The following is a 22120-nucleotide window of genomic DNA, read 5'->3' as shown; positions in this document are numbered from 1 at the left end:
TATTTATGATCCGCTGTGCAGTAAAACACGATATTGAAGCTGTGCTGTCTCTCTATGAGCTGTTATTTACTGAAATGGCAGCGCTTGATAGTGAAAGAATGCAGCCTGCTAAACAGATGAGAGATTTTGTTGAAAATACCATTAGTGATGAAAACTTTCATTTGCTCGTGGCGGAATATGATGGGCAAGTTAAAGGCTTTTGCATTGCTCAAAAGCAAACGGCACCGCCTTATAATTGTATGGTTCCTCGGCAATTTGCCTATATTTTTGACCTTGTCGTATCTCCCGAGTTGAGAAGCCAAAAAGTGGGGCATCAATTAATTGAGCAAATGAAAACATGGGCAAAAGACAATCAATTAAGCCATTTAGAGCTTACGGTGTTAGCACAAAACCATAAGGCAATTAAGTTTTATGAGAGAGAGGGGTTAACAGAAATCACGCGTACCATGGGAATTAAGTTATAAAATACCATTGATGGTCTAATAATAAATATTAGGCCATCACGACATTATAAATAAATTCTATCTTTTATTATCGCGATATTAAGTTGCCTTAGCGAACAATATTTTTATTTAGAACTTAAAGTTCATCATACGACTTTTTAATTCCATTTATTATATCGCCATAATAGCAATAATAAGTATTGGTATATTGTGGCATAACCGATAAATGCTTACCTCGTTTGATTATATACAGGGCTGGATGGATTACTATTCATCTAGGGTGATGCAATCAGTACAAGATCTAAGCGAATGATTGTGGCATAATGCGCCGCTATTTGGTTGGGTATCCTCGACATCGTAAATTAAAGGCATAGAAGTGTTACAGACAAGCAATATCACTATGCAGTTTGGCAGTAAGCCGCTGTTTGAAAATATTTCCGTTAAATTCGGAACAGGGAACCGTTATGGTTTAATCGGGGCAAATGGCGCCGGTAAATCGACATTTATGAAGATATTAGGGGGCGATCTTATACCAACTGCGGGGAATGTGAGTACCACTGACCCTAATGAGCGCATTGGTAAACTTCGTCAGGATCAATTTGCCTTCGAAGAATACACAGTGCTCGATACTGTCATTATGGGGCATGTTGAGCTATGGAATGTAAAACAAGAGCGCGACCGTATTTACGCACTTCCTGAAATGAGTGAGGAAGATGGCTACCGCGTTGCTGATCTTGAAGTCGCTTACGGTGAAATGGATGGCTACAGTGCGGAAGCTCGTGCGGGTGAACTGTTACTCGGTGTGGGCATTCCTGTCGAGCAGCATTACGGTCCGATGAGTGAAGTCGCCCCAGGGTGGAAATTACGGGTACTGTTGGCTCAAGCACTGTTCTCAGATCCCGATATTTTGTTACTCGATGAACCAACCAACAACTTGGATATTGATACTATTCGTTGGTTAGAGCAAGTGTTGAACGATCGTAATTGCACTATGGTCATTATTTCCCATGATAGGCACTTCCTGAATACGGTTTGCACGCATATGGCTGACTTAGATTACGGTGAATTGCGTTTGTTCACGGGTAACTATGATGAGTATATGATTGCTGCAACACAAGCCAGAGAGCGCCTACTTGCAGATAATGCGAAGAAAAAAGCGCAAATTGCCGAATTGCAATCCTTTGTGAGTCGCTTTAGTGCGAATGCTTCAAAATCAAAACAGGCCACTTCTCGAGCACGTCAAATTGATAAAATTCAGCTTGAGGAAGTTAAAGCTTCTAGCCGTCAAAACCCATTCATTCGTTTTGAACAAGAGAAAAAATTATTCCGTAATGCCCTTGAGTTGGAAGGGGTGACGAATGGTTATGATCAAGCTCCGCTGTTTAAAAACTTAAATTTATTACTTGAAGTAGGGGAAAAAATGGCGGTTATCGGTGCGAACGGTATCGGTAAAACCACATTTTTGAAAACACTCGTTGGCGAACTTCCTCCTAAGAGTGGTACGGTTAAGTGGTCTGAAAATAGTGCTATTGGTTATTATGCACAAGATCATGCAGAAGACTTCGAAACAGATCTGACCGTTTTTGACTGGATGAGTCAGTGGAAAAGTGAAGGCGATGATGAACAAGCGGTTCGCAGTGTTTTAGGACGCTTACTCTTCACTCAAGATGACATCAAGAAAAAAGTATCAGTACTGTCGGGGGGTGAGCAGGGTCGCATGTTATTTGGTAAGCTAATGATGCAACAACCAAATATCTTAATTATGGATGAGCCTACCAACCACTTGGATATGGAATCTATTGAGTCCTTAAATCTAGCCTTAGAGCTTTATAAAGGCACATTGATTTTTGTCTCTCACGACCGTGAATTTGTCAGTTCATTAGCAAGTCGTATCTTAGAAATCAAAGAAGATAAAGTCATTGATTTCAAAGGAACTTATGATGAATATTTGAAGAGCCAAGGTGTGATTGAATAAGTTTACTGGCGTCAGATAGTCAATGGAAGACCTAGCTTTAAGCTAGGTCTGAGATGACTGAACCTGCAATTTAAATGGCATCGTTACCTGTTTTAGATAGGTTAAATTACCCAATAAAGTAGGTAATATTAAAAAATTAGTGAAATTTGCAGCAAGCCCTCGACCCGTTTTGGCGTCTTCATGTGGTTTCGTCAACCGAAAATGACATTCAGTGCCGCTAGGGTTATTTTCGGCTCTCCATTACGAAATACTCAAAAACGCATTTCCTCAAGTAATACGCATTCAGCTTAACCCAACTGACAATATCGTTTTCACTAAACATTTCCCGCGAGCAGTTTTAATGGCCTGTGACCACATAATGTAACTTTCTACTTTGGTAGCGAGTGCTAGAGGTAGTGGTTCCTCTGAGAGATATCATTAAGTTTATATAACTCAATATTAAGCGATATATGGTGATCTCAATATAAAACATGTGCTGTATTAGGAAATAGCCTCAGAGCCATTGTCATTAATTTATTAATTTAATTTATTTGTATAAAATATCTTTTCAATGTTTTATATCCCTATAAATTAAGTCGATATTAACATGTTATTGTATTTTAATAAGAAGTAGTTAAAAAATGAGTAAATAGATGTACATGATTTACAATTGACTTTTTACTCATAATTTGATGGTTAATTGTTGAGCAGTTATAACTTAAATGACCAAAAATATGCCTTATTTTTATAATATATATCGTCATAAAATCACCAGAAGTGAGTAATTGTGGTGATTATCGTCTTCCAATAAAGACCATCAAAATTAGATCATCATAACTCATTGTAATCAAATGAAATTATTTTTTTTGTATTGATGGTTTTTTTTATATTTAGATAAAGTGAGATTTTCACAGGTATTTAAATAATAAATTAAATTCGTATAATTATCGCGACAAAAGGAAGTAGTAAGTATTAGTCTTAAATATCAGGAGTGGAGACGCTATATGCATATAGAAAAATTTAATTATTCTAGCACCAATGATGGTAAGTCTATTACAAAGATAGTTGGTGCCTCCATGAAAAGAGCAAGAAGAGAAAAGGGATTATCTGGATATGAAATTGCAGTTAAATTAAATATCTCTCAACAACAAATCTCGAGATATGAAAGGGGAATTAATCATATTAGTGTCGATACGCTATTTAATTTTATATTAGCGCTAGATATTAGTTATGAAATCTTAATTCAATATATATTAGAAGAAATGAAGTTAAGTGATATTTATATATTAGATATTAACAATGCCAGTAGGAATGACTTTTTAGTTATATAAATTCTTTTTATTTAAAATCATATGTAAGAATAAACATAATATCCATATTGGATATTATGTTTATTTTCTCAATGGGAAATAAAACGAAACAATACCCCTTATTATAATGGGTATCTATTATCTTATTTTATAGAGGCAGTTATGAGTAAAAAAATTATTTTAGCAGCATTAATTTCCGGGGTAATGAGTTCATCCGTTTTTGCCGCAGGAAGTGGCACGGTATCTTTTCAAGGTGAAATCATTGATGCTCCATGCGGTATCAGTGCTGACACTGCTAGCCAAATTGTACCAATGGGTAAAATCTCCAATGCTTCATTAGCGGATGGTGGTAAATCTACTGCACAAAATTTTAATATTCAATTAGTTGATTGTGATGTTAGCACACTGAAAACAGTTGATGTTTCTTTTACTGGCGGTGCAATTGGTACTGATAGCGATATGTTAGCGATACAAGGTTCAGCATCAGGTGCAGGTGTTGTGGTTATAGGCATGAATGGTGAAAAAGTGAAATTCGATGGCTCATCGGTCACTAACCAAAACCTACTAACAGGTCGAAATACACTGAACTTTTCTGCTTATTTACAAGGATTAAGTGGCCAAGCGATTGTTCCTGGTGATTTTACCGCAGTATCTAATTTCTTATTAGAGTACAAATAATACTTGAAAAGTATTGATATTTAATTTTGAACATAGGACTTCAGTATGAAAGAAAATATGTATTATACCACTATGGCCTTCTTGATTTCTGGAGTCCTTTCATTTGCACATGCTGATGAAGAAACAGGGTTGTTAACTATTCAAGGAGAAATTACAGATGCAGCATGTGCAATCGCGACAGGCTCGAAAGAACAATCTATTGATTTAGGAACGATTCCTATAAGTTTAATTAAACAAGATGGCAAAGGTCCGGAAAAAAGTTTTTCAATTCATCTTATTAATTGCAATTTAATAAGGCATAACAGCCAGAATCAATTATGGAATGCAGTTGAATTAACTTTTGATGGTCCATCTGAAGATAATATTTTTTCAATTTTTGGCGATGCTCAGGGTGTGGGGTTATCTTTAAGAAATTCGAGCGATATAAATATTATTCCCGGTAGGCCAGTATCAAAAATAGATATTACTCCACCATCAATGAGATTGGATTATCATGTGAGATTAGTCTCCAATACCAAACCATTACAATCAGGGTCTTATTACTCTGCGATTCGATTCAAACTTGAATATTATTAAAAATCATTGATGAAATTATTTAATTAGGGATGCTTATATGTATTCATATAAATTGGTTTCCTATCGGCCAAATATGGTTTATTTATATATTTCAGTTGCGTTAAATATATACCCAATAAACTCTATTGCTCATAATGATATTGAATTTAACACGGATGTGTTAGATGTCGAAGATAAAAAAAATATTAATTTAAATCATTTTTCCCGCGCCAACTATATTATACCGGGTAGCTATTCTTTGACTCTCAGAGTGAATGGCGATGAATTATCAGAAATACCCGTTAAATTTATTACGCCTAAAAATGATCCAAAAGGAAGTGAACCCTGTCTTTCACCTGTAGAAACACAAAAGTTGGGGCTAACGAAAGACGCTTATAATTCACTGGCATGGTGGAATGATAATCAATGTGTGGATCCTAATAGCTTATCAGGGATGTCAATTACTGGGGATTTTTCAACATCTTCTTTAAATGTAAGCGTTCCTCAGGCTTATTTAGAATATAGTGCACCTAATTGGGATCCACCTTCTCATTGGGATGAAGGTATTCCAGCAATAATGTTGGATTACAATTTAAACGCGACAGCCAATCATTCTTACAATGATGGTAACGATATTTATGCACTAAATGGTAACGGGCTTGTCGGCATCAATACAGGTGCTTGGCGCTGGCGTGCAGAGTGGCAAAGCCGTTTAGATTATAATACTCAGTCATACGTAAAAACGAATAACGATTTTAGTTGGAACCGCTTTTATACCTATCGTGCAATTCCATCATTACAGTCAAAACTAACACTGGGTGAGGATTACTTACAGTCAAATATTTTTGATAGTTTCCGCTTTATTGGTGGTAGCTTGCGCTCGGGTATCAATATGATGCCACCGATCTTACGTGGTTATGCGCCAGAGGTAACAGGGATCGCACAAACCAACGCGACAGTGATGATTAGCCAACAAGGACGCACTATTTACGAGACACAGGTCGCACCTGGCCCATTTCGTATTCAAGATTTGAGTGATGCGGTTTCCGGCAAGCTTGATGTCACTGTAAAAGAGCAAGATGGTTCGACGCAACAGTTCCAAGTAGATACGGCAAGTCTACCTTTCTTAACGCGTCCGGGACAAGTGCAATATAAGTTAGCTTTAGGGCAGCCAACGGATATCGATCGACATAGCCAAGGTGATAGCTTTGCCACAGGGGAGTTTTCATGGGGGGTGACTAATGGCTGGTCTTTGTTCAGTGGAACGCTAAATAGCCAAAATTATAATGCACTCTCATTAGGCCTAGGACGTGATTTGCTCAGTTGGGGGGCTATTTCAGGAGATATTACGCACTCGATTTCTAAATTACCGAGTGAAGAGCGCATACATGGTGGCTCATATCGTGTGAATTACTCCAAACGTTTCGAAGCGATCGACAGTCAAATTCAATTTGCGGGCTACCGTTTTTCTGATCGCAACTATATGACTATGTCTGACTATCTAAGTGCTAGGCAATATGGTGAACGTTACGGCAGTAGTAAGGAGCAATACACCGTATCGATGAGCAAGAATTTTAGTGACGCAGGCGCATCTGTTTACCTCAATTATAATCATCAAACCTTCTGGGATCGTCCTGATAATGATTATTACAGCGTTATGTTTTCCAAATATTTTGATATTGGAACGATTAAAAACGTCAGTCTAACGGTTTCGGCAAATCGTAGTATTTACCAAGAGAGCCATGACGATAGCGGTTATTTATCGGTGAATATTCCATGGGGCAGTGGCGTACAAATCGGCTACTCGCTCGATACTAACCGTCACGATACAACCAATCGTATGACGTATTACAACAGCACTGATGAACGTAATAGCTATCAATTGAGTGTAGGGAATACGCGTAAGGGGCTATCAAGTAGTGCGTTCGTGACTCATCAAGGCGATCTTTCGCGCATTACAGCTAATGCTAGCTATATGCGTGGGCAATATAGCGCAGTGGGAGCTTCTTTTAATGGTGGTTTAACACTAACACCAAATGGCGGTGCTTTCCATCGTATGAGTTCGATGGGAGGAACGCGTCTATTAGTTGATACTGATGGTATTTCTGATGTTCCTATCAAAGGTTATGGCAGCCCGATAACGTCAAACCGATTTGGTAAAGCGGTAGTGACTGAGCTCAGTAGCTATTATCGCAATAAAGCCAGTATCGATCTCAATGCGTTGCCTAATGATGTTGACGCTCAACAATCTGTTGTTCAAGCCACTTTGACAGAAGGTGCTGTTGGTTACCGCAAATTCTCTGTCATATCAGGGCAAAAGAGAATGGTGGAGATCCGTTTGGCAGATCATTCTTTCCCGCCATTTGGGGCTCAAATCTTTAATCAAAAAGGGCAAGAAGTCGGCATCGTCGGTGATTCAGGAAGCGCTTACGTTAGTGGGATCAACGCAAATGAAGTGATGAGTGTGCAGTGGGGGGGTGATGCTCAATGTCAAATCACCTTCCCTGAGCCACTTCAAAATAGTGAACACGCATTGTTATTGCCGTGCCGTGTATAGCTGTCATGCATATAGCTTAAATGCCCAGAACAATCATTGATAAACCACATTAGGTACTACATAGGAAGGTAACGATTAAATGAAACTAAACACCAAATTTATTGCAGGGGTTGGGTTAGCCAGTTGCGTGTTATCCAGCACCAATGTATTAGCGGCTATTTCAATGGACCGAACGCGTATCATTTTTGAGGGAATGCAGAAATCGGTATCGTTAAATGTCGCTAATAATAACAAACAACTTCCGTATTTAGCTCAAGGTTGGATAGAAAATGAAAAAGGAGAAAAAATCACCTCTCCATTAATTGTGTTACCGCCTATTCAACGTATTGAGCCTGCGAAATCAAGCCAAGTAAAAATTGAAGCATTACCCGCTATCAATTCATTACCACAAGATAGAGAGTCGTTGTTTTATTTCAACTTACGGGAAATTCCGCCTAAAAGTGATAAACCCAATACATTACAAATTGCACTACAAACACGGGTCAAACTTTTTTATAGGCCAAAAGCCATTATTAGCGGACCAAATACCGTTCCTTGGCAACAAAAATTAACCTTATTAAAAGAGGGGAATAGCGTAACGATAAATAATCCAACGCCTTATTATGTCACCGTTATTGAAGCTGGTGAAAGTAATCAGTCTGCACCAATTAAAGATTTTAAGCCGATTATGCTAGCCCCTTTTAGTGAGCAAAATCTTGGCGTGAATAGTCATCAACTCGGTAATACGCCAGTGCTGACTTATGTTAATGACTATGGTGGTCGCCCTAATCTCACTTTCAGTTGTCAAGGAAGTACGTGCCATGTTGATCCAGATGCAGCAGAGAAATAAGGCTAATGGTGCCTATGAAAGAGGGTAGATAAATGACTTTACATAAGCGATTGGCTATCTTTTGGACGCTGCTAATAGGGGCGCCATTGGGATGGGCAATGAATGAAAATACTCAGCTATATAATTCAGCGAATAATTGGGATGTCGATGGTCAACAAGGCGTGTTGTATGTTCGTGGTTCTTTATCGGAAAGTCCATGCCGCTTAGCGATGACATCTGAATACCAATCTATTGATATGGGTAATTTTGAAACTGCGCAACTTAATCGTATTGGGGCAAAAGGGCGGGCGGTTCCTTTTCAAATAGAGCTATTAGATTGTATTTCTCATCCAACATCATTACTTGATGAAAAAACAGGACAAACAGCGTGGAGTCACTCTCAGCCAGCGGTAAAAATACGCTTTGTAGCACCATCAACAAATGAAATGCCTAACTTGGCTTTAGTCGAGGGAGCAAAAGGGTTTGGGTTACAGCTAAGTAACGCGTCAGGTACGGTTCTGTCTTTAGGGGAAGAGAGTCACCCTGTGTTATTACCCTCTGGCCAACGTCAACTGACCTACACGATTACACCGGTTAGGACGGGATCACTCTTAATCGCTGGAGCATACCATGCGGTGATCTCATTCCAGATGCTCTATGAATAGGAGCAGTGATAATGAAAAAATCGTTTATTCATCGGGTGAGGTGTTTGCGTAGCCTAGTGCTCAGTAGCATTTTATTAGTGAGTACCAATACTAGTGCGGATATTTATACTTTAAGGATTAAAGTCAAAGTATTACAGCAAACCTGTACCGTTAATCAAAACCAAATTATCACTGTTGATTTCCCTGACATGGTTATTAAGGATATTGATGGACAGCGTTATGAAACGTCGATCCCTTACACATTAGCTTGTGATGGCTCTGCGAATAATCCAGCATTGAAACTCAAATTTAGTGGAACGCCAGCCAGTTTTAACACCCAGTATCTTGAAACATCAGAGAGTGATTTGGGGTTAGAAATTCGCGTTGATGGCACGGCAACTGAGCCAGGACGTTGGGTTGATTTCTACTTTAACACATTACCTAAATTAACCGCAGTCCCTGTATTAAAAAATGGGGGTTCGGTGAATGCTGGGGTATTCAATGCATCAGGCACATTAAGTGTGGAGTACCTATGATGAGCAAACAAAACAGGCGTCTAATAAAGCCCATGTTTGCCTTTATGATAGGCGCTTATATGTCGCCTGCATTAGCCAATACCGTGGATGTGAAATTTAAAGGAACATTACTTGAAAATCCCCCTTGTGATGTTTATAGCGATAAAGGAATTAATCAATCAATACAGATTGATTTTCAAGACATAGGTATCAATAAAATTAACGGTATCGACCATCAACGGCCTTTTACCGTAAATATAGATTGTCGAAGTTATACGTCACGACCTTCATCTTTAGCACTGTCTTATAGCGGTGATGCTGCGAATGGTTTTGATGCCAATGCGTTACAAGCCGATGTAACAGGTCTCGGTGTACGTTTATATCGAAATGAAAATGGAAGTGTTGTGGCACCAAATAGCCACTTCACTTTTAATTTGCCTAGTAATGGCTTTACGGCGCTGAATTTCTATGCCGTACCTGTAAAGGATCCACAAGTGAACTTACAGGAAGGCCCTTTTGAAGCGATTGCAACCATTGCATTACAGTACCCCTAAGGAGGAAAAATGAAGCATATGGGTATTTTTTTAGGGGTAAGTTCGTTGGTGGGGGCGTTTTCTGCAAATTTATATGCTGCCACAAATAGTAGCCAAGTGACATATGGCGGCACATTGGTAGCAGAACCCTGCGAAATTGTGCCTGAATTTGAGAATTTTTCTGTTGAGTTCAATAGTATCTCAACGAAAGAGTTGTACTCAAACAGCAGGATCTTAAGTAAGGAATTTGAGCTTCAATTGAAAGATTGTGACGCTTCAATTGCAAATTCAGTAACGACTATTTTTAATGGCAACGCCACGCCGGATGGGCTTTTAGAGTTTGATGCCAATAGTGAGGCATCGGGAGCCGCAATCGGTATTGAAACGTTAAGTGGTGTGAAACTCCCATTGAATTCGACGAGTGGAGTATCTTATCCATCACAGCCGATAAAAAATGGTGCCATGACGATCCGATTACGTGCTTATCTTCAAGGAAAAGCGGGAGCGATTGCCAATAACAGCATCAAACCCGGTAATTTTTCTGCCACCATGACATACACCCTAAGCTACCAATAAGTGGCTGAAATATGTCTTCAACGGGCCAATAATTCAGTTTAAATCGAGGATCATATGAAAAACATATGGGGTCAACGTTTATTTAAAAATTATCTGTTATTTAGTGTATTGTTATTGTTAGGCACTAAAAGTTTTGCATCAACACCTTGGATAAATTCGCAGTGGATCGGTGTTAACAGTTATGAAGTGAGGATCCCTTCGAGTTCAGGGCGCTGTTATAACCCCCAAAATTTAACGAATGGGAGTTGTTCTAATGTCAATATTTCTTCATACCGTCTTTTCCACTATGCGCCAGTGAATCAGTTTCCATGGATGAGAACAGTCAACCAGTGTACTGTGGAAATTGAAATAACTTTGTTACTAAGAAGCGTTGCTTATGATAGGTATGGCGCTTTTCTCTTAACTCCACCACCGACAGGAACACGCTACATCAATTCATCTGGAGGATTAAACCATTCATATTATAGGTATACCGCAAATCGGAGTTGTGAAAGTGTCTTAAATGATCTATCGCTGTTTCAAATGTCAGGTACTAGAGGGGTAGGCCAAGCGGCTCCAATAATTATATCTAGTGTGGCGAATCCGAACGATTTTAGACGAATATGTTGGCGGGTGAATGTATATGGTGCGAATAACACATCATCTTCTTTAGTTGCAGGTAGTGGCATCGATGAAACGGACTGTACACGTTCTACACCCGAAGTACCGATTGCTTGTACATTTGAGATGTCGACATTACTGGATCATGGAACGGTGGATTCTAATCAGCTCAATGGGCATAAGGCAACGGCCACAGGGTATGTAACCTGTACAGGGAATACCAAAGTGACCACACAGTTACTCGGTAACGGCACTACCAGCAATACCATTCTTGCACCAGGCTTATATTCAGAAGCAAAGGTCTGTGCACGCAACACTTGCTCTTCAGGTAATGAACAATACACGATTGATACGGCTATGAATGTAAAAACGCCTTTTAATGTGGAATCGACATTACATAGTTCAGGAAGTATTGCTGCTGGGGAATATCAGGGAACTGTGGTATTAGTAACGAGTATGTTTTAAAGAGTATTATATAGACTTTAAACGGCTCGCTTTCGTTATTGTGAGCCGTTTTGCTTTATTGACTGACCAATCCTTTTAAGCACGTTTCTAAAAATTATTTAGCAGATTATGTATTGATAACATCGGGAACAGTGTGGTTTCCCAATGTGTATTGTCGGTCAAAAAATGATTTTTCTAATCATCATTTATTATGTTTCGAGACCGAATCTAAGCCTCATTAAGTTTGTGAACGCTCTGAAACCTAGCTGAGCTAGGCCAACAGACTGTTATCGTTAAATGAGTTCTCAAAGGTGATGACTAATCTAGACATCATTCTTTCTAAGAAATTAATTCGACAACAAGCATATAGAGATGAACGTAGCGCCCTGATCATACAGAGAGGCTACGCTACTCCCAACCGTTCGAATGCTCTTTTGATAAATGCGGTAAAAGTGATAAAAAGACCTCGATTTTTCGCTCGACAGTCATATTCACAAAATCATCCATCGCAATCTCTACGCGTTGTATCTTTCCATCACGGATCGTGAATTTATACATCAAATGCCCAGTCCAGCTTCTGTGAACGAAAACACAGCCATCCTCACTGTATGATAGCCATTTATCTTCCATGCATGAAGGAAGCCAGCCATTCAGTATGTTTCTTTCGGCTGTTTCCGACAGAGGGTAATTCAAATGGTGAACCAATGGCTCATTTTCAAAAAACTTCAGATTTTTAAATTGGCTCTTATCGATCACTTAATTTACCAGACTAATAATATCTTACGGTACAGCCTATACAAACATCCGATTGAGATCAAAGTTAATCATAGTTTCCTGGGGAATTTTGTCAGCTGACGAGGTGGGGATACTGGAACCTTTTTAGATCAAACTCCTCAATAAAAAATGAGGACTTTATTCGCACTTTGAGACCTAGCTGAGCTAGGTCTTAGTATTTAACTGAACAAGTTAATTAATTCTTTTTCACAAACTCAGATTTCAGCTTCATTTGGCCGAAACCATCAATTTTACAATCAATATTGTGGTCGCCTTCGACTAAGCGAATGCCTTTTACTCGAGTACCAATTTTCAACATTGATGAGCTACCTTTCACTTTTAAATCTTTAATGACAGTGACGGTATCGCCATCCGCTAATAGGTTCCCGTTAGCATCTTTAACGATCAACTCATCGCTTTCTTCTACAGGCTCGGCATCATTCCATTCATGCGCACACTCAGGGCAGATATACATATCGTTATCAGTATAGGTGTATTCAGACTGACATTTCGGGCAAGGAGGGAATTGCATATTAAATACTCTCAGTAACTTATTTAAAAATGTAAAGTGATGACTGCTTATTGATGTCAGCCAACACGAAAGGGGATAGTATAAGGTTAAAGCAAAAATAATTTATTTTTTAGGAATATTCTTAATCGAGCGGTGCGTTTGTCACCGCCCTAATGGAAGAAATTATTGGTGTGCGCACACTTCACAATGGGGGTCTTTGGTCAGTTTGAATTGGCGGAATTCCATCGTCATCGCATCAAAAAACAACACGTTACCAGTATTGACCTTGCCATATTGGGTGAGCAATTTGAGGGTTTCCATTGCTTCGAGTGTACCTATCGTACCAACCAAAGGCGCCATTACGCCGGCTTCTACACAGGTTAGACTATTTTCACCAAACAAGCGGCTCAAGCAGTGGTAACAAGGCTCTCCTTCTTGATAGGTGAAAACAGATAGCTGCCCTTCCATACGGATAGCGGCACCGGAAACAAGTGGTTTCTTATGCTGGAAACATAAGCGATTTAACTGCTCTCTAATAGCCACATTATCAGTGCAATCAAGGATAACATCATGGGTCATTATCCGTTCATTCAGTTGCGCATCGTCCAACTGTGCATTGACCGTTTCAATACAAATATGTGGATTGATTGCGGCTAACTGTGCTTTAGCTGAATCAACTTTAGGTTGACCAATCGTCGCATCACGGTGCAAGGTTTGTCGCTGTAGATTAGACAGTGAAACAGTATCGAAATCGACTAAAGTGAGTTGACCTACACCAGCGGCAGCTAAGTATTGTGTGGCTGCGCAACCTAAACCACCAAGGCCAATGACCAGCACTTTGCTGGCCTTGAGTTTTTCTTGCCCGTCAAAATCAAATCCACGTAAAATGATTTGGCGGTTATAACGCAACATCTCTTGATCGGTAAGCTCTTGCACGGTCATTATTCGCTTTTGAGTAAGTCATTAAACATTTCGACATCAACGGTTTCGCCTACCGCGACATGCCCACGCTCCCTTTCTAAGACGATAAAGCAGTTGGCTAAGCTAAAGGAGCTAAATACATGAGAGCCTTGGTGGCCAGTTGTTGCAACTTGCAGTTGCCCATGTTCATTGACGCTTAGGATCCCGCGTTGAAAATCCAGACGACCGGGGCTTTTTTTCAACGGTGTGGTAACAGGAACTTTAAATTTCATTGGCGCTTTCCATTGGCTATTCCCAGAAAGGCGAGCAATCAACGGCTGCACGAGTTGATAAAAGGTGAGTGCTGCGGAAACTGGGTTACCCGGTAATCCACAAAACCACGCTGAATGGAGTTTACCAAAAGCAAATGGTTTACCGGGTTTGATTGCTAGCTTCCAGAAGCCGATTTCTCCTAGCTCCTCTAAAATTTGTTTGGTGTAATCCGCTTCACCCACGGAGACGCCACCACTACTAATCACTAAATCAGCTTGGTTATCTGCATCAATAAAGGTCTGCTTGAGTTTTTCAGGGGAATCAGGAATAACACCAAGGTCGATAACCTCACAGTTAAGTTTTTCGAGCATTAGGCGAACAGTAAAACGGTTAGTGTCGTAGATCTGCCCCTCTTTGAGTGGTTGACCCACCGCTTGCAACTCATCTCCCGTAGAAAATACCGCAACTTTTAGACGGCGGTGTACATCAATCGTTGAAATACCCAAAGAAGCAATAAGAGGCAATTGAGCCGTGGATAGCAGAGTACCCGCGGGGATCACACTACTACCTTTTGCGATATCTTCCCCAGCACGGCGGATATTGCTGCCTTTTTTAACTGTACCTGTAAACACGACCCCTTGAGCTGTCTCTTCCGTTTCCTCTTGCATGACGACAGTATCGACACCTTGTGGAATAGGGGCGCCAGTCATAATGCGCACACAGCTACCGTGCGGAAGCTCCCCTTGCATTGGTTGACCTGCGAATGATTTTCCTGCTACAGGCATAGGGGTTTTCCCATCCCACTCAGCGAAACGAAAACCATATCCATCCATTGCAGAGTTATCAAATGGGGGAACATTCATTGGCGAGGTGATGTCGGCTGCGGTGATGCGTTGGGCCGATTCTGTGAGCGGAATGCGCTCTGAGTGAGTCACTGTTTGTGTTTGAGTGAGTATTTTATCGAGTGCTTGCTCAAGTGAGATCAACCCAGCGGTATGACACATGTCCATTAGTACCCCTATTATTCTGCTTTGCCATTGAGGCTTAAGATTTTGTCGTGCTGCTTATTATGGCAGAGATATCGCGAGGGGTGAATGAATAGAAATTGATTAAGAATAGCTTTTCGTTGGATTTTACGAGAAGTCTCGCGCGAATAAATGCCTTAGATAGCCTTACGGACATAAATTGTATTTTTGTTAATGTTATGTTAAACAGTAATCTGATTAATTATTGCATTCTAAATGAAACTAAGGAATTTATGGTTTCCGCCAATGAACAGGCGCACCCTAGCCGTAGTGCAGCCGCCTTCCATATTGCTTTTAGTGGATTTCTTTCGCTCGTTGTTGTTATGGGGATAGGGCGCTTTACGCTAACTCCCCAAGTCCCTTTAATGATTGAAGAGCATCAACTTACACTCTCTACAGCCAGTGTGGTCGCTGCTTTTAATTATTTAGGGTATTTGTTGGGCTCCTTTGATGCAATGCGTGCGCGTCAACACGTTGAAAGACGCATGTGGTTGGGAATATGGGGAGCCGTTGCGATAACCTTGATTTCCGCACTTCTTGATGGCCCTCTTTTACATAGTATTGCCCGTTTTTTTATTGGCTGGGCGAGTGGCATGGCACTGGTACTCGTGGTTGCTTGGGCTAATGAGAATTTAGCAAAATTAAATCGACCTGCATTAAGTGTGGCGGTATTTGCTGGAACCGGAGCTGGAATATTTCTTAGCGGTCTGTTTGCGGTAGCCATCCAAGATTGGCAATTATCTGCCAGCCAAGGTTGGTTAATCTACGGTGGGTTAGCACTAATTTTTAGTCTATACATTAGCTGCCATATTCCACGTACGGGGCAGTGGCATCGGCCTGTCGGGGAAATAAAAAAACTTCAGCTTACGCCAGAAATCAAGCGACTGGTATGGAGCTATGGATTGGCTGGCTTTGGTTATATTTTGCCAGCGACATTTTTATCACAAATGGCCGCGCAGCGTTTCCCTGATAGTTTATTTGCCCAATTTGTTTGGCCGGTCTTTGGTATATCCGCGGTGGTGGGCATTCTAATCGCCATGCTACTACGTAATTTCTCGACAACCCAAAACCGATTAGCGATCACTTTATGGTTACAAGGGATCGGAATATTAATCTCAGAAGTTATTTCGGGTATTTCAGGGTTGGTGATTGCCGCAATCCTAATTGGTGGGGGGCTTATGTGTGCGGTACAGTTGTCAATGCAACTAGGACGTGAATTGGCCCCGGAACATAACCGTTTTATGGCGGGTTTACTCACGACATGTTATGCAATCGGGCAGCTTATTGGCCCTATGTTGTCTTTTATTTCCACGACATTCACCGGAAAACTAGAACCTGCTTTATACAGTGCGTTTATCGCATTGTGTGTCGCGGGTGGGTTAGTTTATCGCCGTTCTCAATAAAGAATAGCTCTGAAAATATGTTATTAATTATAGTTAAATGATGATATATCCGAGGGGAGCATCAAAGGCTATCCTGATAAAATGAATATTTGTTGATGCAAATATTTCATCTGATCTATGGATGTAATGCTGGATTATCTAAACTTGCTGTTTTAGAGTACAGCGCACACCTGCATTTTCATAAAAAATCGTTATATCGTTTGTGGAGAATCTAATGTCATCTCTGAGTAAAGAAGCCGAATTGGTGCATGCTGCTTTGGAAGCAAGAGGGCTTGAAACCCCGTTGCGTATCCAACCAAAATCAGGCGAAGAGCGTAAGCAACTGATTGAAGGGCATATGACAGAGATCATGAAGTTACTGAATTTGGACTTAACTGACGATAGCTTGGCGGATACACCAAAGCGCATCGCTAAAATGTATGTCGATGAAATTTTTTCAGGTCTAGATTACGCGAACTTCCCAAAAATCACCGTCATTGAAAATAAAATGAAAGTTGATGAGATGGTCACTGTGCGTGATATTACCTTAACAAGTACATGTGAACACCATTTTGTCACTATTGATGGTAAGGCTACAGTTGCTTATATTCCGAAAGATAAAGTGATTGGCCTGTCAAAAATCAACCGTATTGTTCAATTTTTCTCACAACGTCCTCAAGTACAAGAACGCTTAACTCAGCAGATTTTGGTGGCCTTGCAGACATTGCTAGATACTAATAATGTTGCGGTATCAATTGATGCTGTGCATTACTGTGTTAAAGCTCGAGGTATCCGTGATGCGACCAGTGCCACCACCACCACCTCGTTGGGTGGACTGTTTAAATCTAGTCAAAACACACGTCAAGAGTTTTTGCGCGCAGTGCGTCACCTGTAATCTATTATGACTGCCATATTATCGCATCGCTCCCAAGAAGGGCGAATTGATAGGCTTGATGCAACACGTGGCATCGCAATCTTAGGTATTCTATTAATGAATATTTTTGGGTTTGCTTTGCCGCAAATGGCTTATATTAATCCTGTTTATTCTCAATCTATTAGCCAAACTGATATGGCTATTTGGGTGGTTTTTAACCTATTTATTCAGGGTAAGTTTTTAACGATTTTTTCGATTTTATTTGGTGCGACGTTAGCGTTATTACGTCGCAAAGGCGACCGATGGAATATGAGTCGTTTAGTCATTTTGGCGGTACTAGGGCTGATTCATGGTATCGGTTTTTGGTCAGGAGATATTTTATTTGCTTATGCAGTAACGGGATGTATTGCATTACTGATATTTAAACAATATGACACTGGCAACCTATTAAAAATAGCAGGCTTTGTCTATTTTATTGGATTAGTGAGTTTATTGTTGTTAGGTAGCACGGTGGGGTCGAGTGATTTTTGGGTCGTTTCTGAAGAGCAAGCGTTGTACGAATCACTGGGAAACACTACGGGGGGGAGTGTTAGCTTAATCTATCGCACTCAATCGATGTTAACCATGGTGGAAATGCTGTTTATTCAGTATGGGTGGCAGCTGCTGGGGCTAATGATCGCGGGGTATGTCGCGATGCGCAGTGGATGGTTAAGCGGGCAATTCAGTTCCCAGCATTATCGACGTATGGCAATGCTATTAATTATTCCCGCTTTGCTTGTTCAAGCCGTATCTCTTTATATGCAAAGCCTATCAGGATGGAGTTATTTTGCGACAGCCATTGTGGGCTATGTTGTCAACGAATTGATGTCCCCATTACAATCTTTTGGTTATATCGCCCTTATTTACGGTTTTTGGGGAACGCTACAGCATAGTGTGTTGGCCAAAATGCTACAGTGCACGGGGCGAATGGCATTAAGTAATTACTTATTGCAAACCTTAATTTGTGTGACGATTTTTTATTATTTAGGCTATTTCAACCATTTTTCACGGTCTGAGTTGTTGCTCTTTATTGTGCCAATTTGGGCGGTAAACCTATTATTTTCTTATTTCTGGCTCTCCTTTTTTCATCAAGGCCCGATGGAGTGGGGGTGGCGAAGGTTAACCGAAAAGTTAGATAGAATATAGAAAAGGCGAGATAAAACAATTCAGGCAGTTACCCTGCCTGATTGCTAGAAATTTTTAAATTTTGTTGATTTCATCGGGAGAAACAGCCGGATAGCCCTTGATCCCTTCTGGCATTTTAATGGGCGCAGGGATAGACTCTTGCTCCCCTAAAAACTTAGGTTCGCGGTTTAAAACATAGAGATCCGCTAAAGCCCCCAACCGAGCAAACACTTCACGTATTCTTACTTTAAACATCGCTTTTGGTGTTGGCACCGCTAAACATTGCGCATCTATCCCTTTGTGCTTAGCGATAAACAACGCGCGTTCGCAATGGAAGCGCTGGGTAATAATCGTAAAATTGTCGGTATCAAATACTTTCCGTGTGCGCACGACAGAATCCAATGTTCTAAACCCTGCGAAGTCGAGAACAATTTTTGAAGCGGGCACGCCTGCTTTGATTAAATCCTTACGCATGGCGATGGGTTCATTATAACTGTGTGCACCATTATCACCGCTAAGCAGTAGATACTTCACCTTTCCACTGTGATAAGCATCTGCTGCCCCCTGAATTCGGTAGCTATAGTATAAATTTTGGACGCCACTTGAATAATATTTAGATGTACCCAATACCATACCAACATCACGTATTGGCAGATCAGCGACATCTTCATAAATATCAGGAGCCGTATCCCACGCTATCCAACGGTCAAGTAAAATAATAGTGACTAACGCTATCCCTAAAATCGCTATCAGACCATAAAGCAGACGTTTCCTCATTGTCCTTGCCTTTAATATTAATAGTCATGGTGATAAGGCTACTTGAGTTAAATAGGGGAAGCAAGTCGGGCAACGTAAAGTCCTGTCAATCGATTTAAGGGAGGGTTCTGTCGATAGTGCAAAAATGCGAATTGGCGGCTAATAAGAAAAATCTAACCTAGTTGATGTAGATCAATTTTCTATCTATCACTTGCGGCAGTAGGTACATGATTGTCGATTTTATTGTCAGTATGATAATAGCTCCCAACTACCCTACAAAGAATAAGAAGGAATGGGTATGTCAACATTGACATCAAAATTGGAAAGCTTATTGAATAGAGGTAAAGGAACTGAACAGCGTCTTGCCCGTTTTTTGCTAGATAGTCGTGATAATTTTGTTGCAATGAATGTGGCGGAGTTGGCTCAAGCTGCGGGAGTGAGCAGCGCATCTGTCATTCGTTTTACTCGCCAAATGGGGTATCGCGGATATTCTGATTTTAAAGTGGACTACTTATCGGATGAAAAACAATATAAAGCTGAAAGCCTCAGCGGTAGCTTGAACCCTTATGATGATACAGAGCAAATTATCGCTAAATCGGGGCAAATGTTTATTACAGCCATTGAAAAATCGCTGGAATTACTTGATCCCAACACCATGGATGAGATTGCGCAAAAAATAGTTGAAGCGAAACGTATTGTTTTATTTGGGGTTGGTACTTCTGCGATTGTGGCTTATGACATCTTCTATAAATTAATCCGTGTAAACAAGTATGCACTATTTAGCCCTGACTTACATGTACAGCTAAGTTATTCGTCTAATGTAGATGCCGATGATCTGGTTATCGCGATCACGGCAAAAGGGAATACGCCAGACATTAACCATATGTTAAAGTTAGCAAATAAAAAAGGGTGTAGCACCATCGTATTAACCCGCTTTGGACAAGATGAAGCCGTGCGTTTGGCGGATTTAGTCCTTCCCTATTTCTATGATGAACAGCTCTTTCAGACTGGCGTGATCACACCACAAGTTTTGCAAATGGTCGTTTTTGATACGCTGTTTTTTAAATATTTAACACTCACCAATGAAGATGTCGTGCTTGCATTACAGAAGGAACGAGAAGCCATAATACAATTAGGATGAGGCAGAATGATTTTTACTGAGTTAGTTATCGGTGCATTGATTGGTTTGGTTATTAGTACAACGGGGGTCGGGGGCGGAGTTATTGTTTTGCCAATATTGAGCTATTTTTTTGGTCTTAATGCGCTGGCTGCTGTGGCGACGGCTAATTTTCTTTCGATGTTGATGAAAGTGTCATCGTCATATATGCATTTTCGTTTAGGGAATATTCCCCTTAAAGGGGCATTAATTGTGCTTGCTATCATGCTACCTAGCACATTTCTATCAAGCCTCCTTGTTACTTGGTTGGGGAGTCTGCCTGAATATACCCAACAAGTTGAGCGGGGGATCAATCTACTTGTTGCTGCCGCTATTATTTTTTCGCTGTACTTATTTATTCACCGTATGTTTTTTGCCACACCGATACAAAAAACGACCCTGAAACAACATCAAATTGGGGCAATGTTTTTTCCTGCTGTGATAGCTGGGGTCGTGCTTGGTGCGACGGGGGTTGGAGGTGGGGTGGTGGTTTTACCCATGCTATTACGTTATATGCAATTAAACATTAAGCAAGCGATTGGAACTTCTATTGTGGTGACTACTGTCTTATCCGGCTCTTCTGCATGCGCTTATGCGCAAGATGGGCACACCGATTTAACATTGGCGTTAACCTTATGTGTTGGTGCATTACTGATTATGCCACTCGCAAAATATTTGCTGCTCAAACTATCAGAGCGTACCTTTCAATATTTGACATTGCTGCTGATCTTATGCAGTGCCATTATGATGACACTTAAGGTGGTGATACACTGACCCTTCTCAAGATTATTGGTTGGCATCAGCAAGCTCTGTATAGACTTCCTGATAAATAAACTCACGCTCCTCTAGTAAATGCTTATTTGTAGAAAATGAATAGAGGTAGATCATCATCGTAAGCAAACTTGCTGCAATGACCGTAATACAGAGATTAGCAACACGTAACTTATGGGGAACAAGTATATAAGCGATGCTGATTAAGGCGCCGATGATAGCACCACCAATATGTGCTGCATTATCAACGCCGGACTGCAATCCATTAATTAACGTTAATGCAATCATGGCAATCAGATTATAGAGTTGGTATTTTTGTCTACGCTGTATTACGGGATGAGGATTGGGTTTATTGATAACCACTTTGATTAAATATATCACTGAGGCTGCTGCAATTCCCATAATCGCGCCAGAAGCCCCAACACCGATAGTAATGTATACAGTACTATCAGTCCAAAGGTCGCTATTTGATATTTCGTAATATTGCCAATATGCACTAAATAAGGCCGCGCCGATGCCTGAGATAATATAAATAGCTAATAATTTGAATTTGCCGTAGGCACGTTCACAGCCGATACCTATCACAAACAATGCTAAGCAATTGAAGGCAAGGTGCGTGCCATTAGAATGTAGCATCATACTGATTGGATAGCGCCACCAATCACCCGTTAATGAAAGCTGATAAATATTCGCTCCAAACAAAATAAGATTACTTTCACGAGAATCAAGGGGGGATGCAAAGACGATTTGATAGAAATAGACAGCAATATTCAGTAAGACTAGAGTCAGAGTCAGCGCTATCGCGCCCAAAGAGAAGCGAGCTTTTGATTTTATTGAGAAAGGATTTTGCTGCTCTGCCATATTATTACTCTACAAGACGACCACTATAGTTGAAATATTATAATATAGTAATATAT

Annotated in this window: 23 protein-coding genes; 17 read left to right on the top strand and 6 right to left on the bottom strand. The window is 40.4% G+C overall.

Features of this window, described 5'->3' with window-relative positions; all coding sequences use genetic code 11:
- The first annotated feature begins 5 nt into the window (after positions 1 to 5).
- The 12 genes from PR675_RS01360 to PR675_RS01305 all read left to right on the top strand — a co-directional run bounded on the left by PR675_RS01360 (position 6) and on the right by PR675_RS01305 (position 11638).
- Positions 6 to 464 (top strand): GNAT family N-acetyltransferase, encoded by a 459-nt coding sequence (locus PR675_RS01360; protein ID WP_060560673.1) that lies wholly within the window; start codon positions 6 to 8, stop codon positions 462 to 464.
- A gap of 355 nt (positions 465 to 819) precedes the next feature.
- A complete protein-coding gene (locus PR675_RS01355; protein WP_014657783.1) occupies positions 820 to 2418 on the top strand; it encodes an ABC-F family ATPase in 1599 nt (532 codons plus the stop codon).
- A 983-nt stretch (positions 2419 to 3401) separates the two neighbouring features.
- The gene (locus PR675_RS01350; protein ID WP_004917882.1) at positions 3402 to 3728 is read left to right on the top strand and encodes a helix-turn-helix domain-containing protein; all 327 of its coding nucleotides are present in this window, start codon (positions 3402 to 3404) and stop codon (positions 3726 to 3728) included.
- 141 nt (positions 3729 to 3869) lie between these two features.
- The gene (locus tag PR675_RS01345) at positions 3870 to 4385 is read left to right on the top strand and encodes a fimbrial protein (protein ID WP_014657784.1); all 516 of its coding nucleotides are present in this window, start codon (positions 3870 to 3872) and stop codon (positions 4383 to 4385) included.
- Positions 4386 to 4430: 45 nt separating this feature from the next.
- Positions 4431 to 4961: a fimbrial protein gene (locus tag PR675_RS01340; RefSeq protein WP_004917888.1), complete on the top strand. Its 531-nt coding sequence runs from the start codon at positions 4431 to 4433 to the stop codon at positions 4959 to 4961.
- Between the two features lie 37 nt (positions 4962 to 4998).
- Positions 4999 to 7497 (top strand): outer membrane usher protein, encoded by a 2499-nt coding sequence (locus tag PR675_RS01335; RefSeq protein WP_272582653.1) that lies wholly within the window; start codon positions 4999 to 5001, stop codon positions 7495 to 7497.
- Positions 7498 to 7576: 79 nt separating this feature from the next.
- Positions 7577 to 8326 carry a fimbria/pilus periplasmic chaperone gene (locus tag PR675_RS01330; protein ID WP_014657786.1) on the top strand — a complete coding sequence of 250 codons (750 nt, stop codon included), beginning with the start codon at positions 7577 to 7579 and terminating at the stop codon, positions 8324 to 8326.
- A gap of 32 nt (positions 8327 to 8358) precedes the next feature.
- The gene (locus PR675_RS01325; RefSeq protein WP_004917893.1) at positions 8359 to 8970 is read left to right on the top strand and encodes a fimbrial protein; all 612 of its coding nucleotides are present in this window, start codon (positions 8359 to 8361) and stop codon (positions 8968 to 8970) included.
- Positions 8971 to 8981: 11 nt separating this feature from the next.
- On the top strand, positions 8982 to 9485 hold the full coding sequence (locus PR675_RS01320) for a fimbrial protein (protein ID WP_014657788.1): 504 nt from the start codon (positions 8982 to 8984) through the stop codon (positions 9483 to 9485).
- Entirely contained in the window at positions 9485 to 10018 is a 534-nt protein-coding gene (locus PR675_RS01315; protein WP_014657789.1) for a fimbrial protein, read from the top strand. Before PR675_RS01320 ends, PR675_RS01315 begins: the two co-directional genes overlap by 1 nt.
- A 9-nt stretch (positions 10019 to 10027) precedes the next feature.
- Positions 10028 to 10573 carry a fimbrial protein gene (locus PR675_RS01310; RefSeq protein ID WP_060560675.1) on the top strand — a complete coding sequence of 182 codons (546 nt, stop codon included), beginning with the start codon at positions 10028 to 10030 and terminating at the stop codon, positions 10571 to 10573.
- A 54-nt stretch (positions 10574 to 10627) separates the two neighbouring features.
- Positions 10628 to 11638, top strand: a complete 1011-nt coding sequence (locus PR675_RS01305; protein WP_060560676.1) for an MrpH family fimbial adhesin — start codon at positions 10628 to 10630, stop codon at positions 11636 to 11638.
- Positions 11639 to 12025: 387 nt separating this feature from the next.
- Here the strand turns inward: PR675_RS01305 and PR675_RS01300 are convergent, their stop codons facing one another.
- From PR675_RS01300 to moeA, 4 genes are all read right to left on the bottom strand, one after another.
- On the bottom strand, positions 12026 to 12373 hold the full coding sequence (locus tag PR675_RS01300) for a hypothetical protein (protein ID WP_169342108.1): 348 nt from the start codon (positions 12371 to 12373) through the stop codon (positions 12026 to 12028).
- A gap of 214 nt (positions 12374 to 12587) precedes the next feature.
- On the bottom strand, positions 12588 to 12923 hold the full coding sequence (locus PR675_RS01295) for a zinc ribbon domain-containing protein YjdM (protein WP_004917906.1): 336 nt from the start codon (positions 12921 to 12923) through the stop codon (positions 12588 to 12590).
- Between the two features lie 162 nt (positions 12924 to 13085).
- The gene (gene moeB / locus PR675_RS01290; protein WP_004917908.1) at positions 13086 to 13844 is read right to left on the bottom strand and encodes a molybdopterin-synthase adenylyltransferase MoeB; all 759 of its coding nucleotides are present in this window, start codon (positions 13842 to 13844) and stop codon (positions 13086 to 13088) included.
- The gene (gene moeA, locus PR675_RS01285; protein ID WP_060560677.1) at positions 13844 to 15085 is read right to left on the bottom strand and encodes a molybdopterin molybdotransferase MoeA; all 1242 of its coding nucleotides are present in this window, start codon (positions 15083 to 15085) and stop codon (positions 13844 to 13846) included. The genes moeB and moeA overlap by 1 nt, the downstream gene beginning before the upstream one ends.
- Positions 15086 to 15333: 248 nt before the next feature.
- Here moeA and PR675_RS01280 point away from each other — a divergent pair, with 248 nt between their 5' ends.
- The 3 genes from PR675_RS01280 to yeiB all read left to right on the top strand — a co-directional run bounded on the left by PR675_RS01280 (position 15334) and on the right by yeiB (position 18541).
- On the top strand, positions 15334 to 16503 hold the full coding sequence (locus PR675_RS01280) for a YbfB/YjiJ family MFS transporter (protein ID WP_060560678.1): 1170 nt from the start codon (positions 15334 to 15336) through the stop codon (positions 16501 to 16503).
- Between the two features lie 214 nt (positions 16504 to 16717).
- Positions 16718 to 17377, top strand: a complete 660-nt coding sequence (gene folE, locus PR675_RS01275; RefSeq protein WP_004917919.1) for a GTP cyclohydrolase I FolE — start codon at positions 16718 to 16720, stop codon at positions 17375 to 17377.
- 6 nt (positions 17378 to 17383) lie between these two features.
- Positions 17384 to 18541, top strand: coding sequence for a DUF418 domain-containing protein YeiB (gene yeiB, locus PR675_RS01270; protein ID WP_060560679.1), 1158 nt, complete (start codon positions 17384 to 17386; stop codon positions 18539 to 18541).
- Positions 18542 to 18595: 54 nt separating this feature from the next.
- Here the strand turns inward: yeiB and sanA are convergent, their stop codons facing one another.
- The gene (gene sanA / locus PR675_RS01265) at positions 18596 to 19297 is read right to left on the bottom strand and encodes an outer membrane permeability protein SanA (protein ID WP_004917922.1); all 702 of its coding nucleotides are present in this window, start codon (positions 19295 to 19297) and stop codon (positions 18596 to 18598) included.
- Between the two features lie 277 nt (positions 19298 to 19574).
- Here sanA and PR675_RS01260 point away from each other — a divergent pair, with 277 nt between their 5' ends.
- Together PR675_RS01260 and PR675_RS01255 are read left to right on the top strand one after the other, a co-directional pair.
- A complete protein-coding gene (locus PR675_RS01260; protein WP_014657798.1) occupies positions 19575 to 20417 on the top strand; it encodes a MurR/RpiR family transcriptional regulator in 843 nt (280 codons plus the stop codon).
- 6 nt (positions 20418 to 20423) lie between these two features.
- Positions 20424 to 21206 (top strand): sulfite exporter TauE/SafE family protein, encoded by a 783-nt coding sequence (locus PR675_RS01255; RefSeq protein WP_060560680.1) that lies wholly within the window; start codon positions 20424 to 20426, stop codon positions 21204 to 21206.
- 12 nt (positions 21207 to 21218) lie between these two features.
- On the opposite strand, the gene PR675_RS01250 is transcribed toward PR675_RS01255, so the two are convergent.
- Complete coding sequence (locus tag PR675_RS01250) at positions 21219 to 22064, bottom strand: rhomboid family intramembrane serine protease (protein ID WP_004917931.1); 846 nt, start codon at positions 22062 to 22064, stop codon at positions 21219 to 21221.
- Positions 22065 to 22120: the final 56 nt, after the last annotated feature.

Origin of the sequence: Providencia sp. PROV261, assembly GCF_028477945.1 — a bacterium.
GTDB classification, from domain to species: domain Bacteria; phylum Pseudomonadota; class Gammaproteobacteria; order Enterobacterales; family Enterobacteriaceae; genus Providencia; species Providencia stuartii.
The sequence above is the reverse complement of the archived record's forward strand: the minus strand, read 5'-3'. Positions and strand labels throughout refer to the sequence as shown.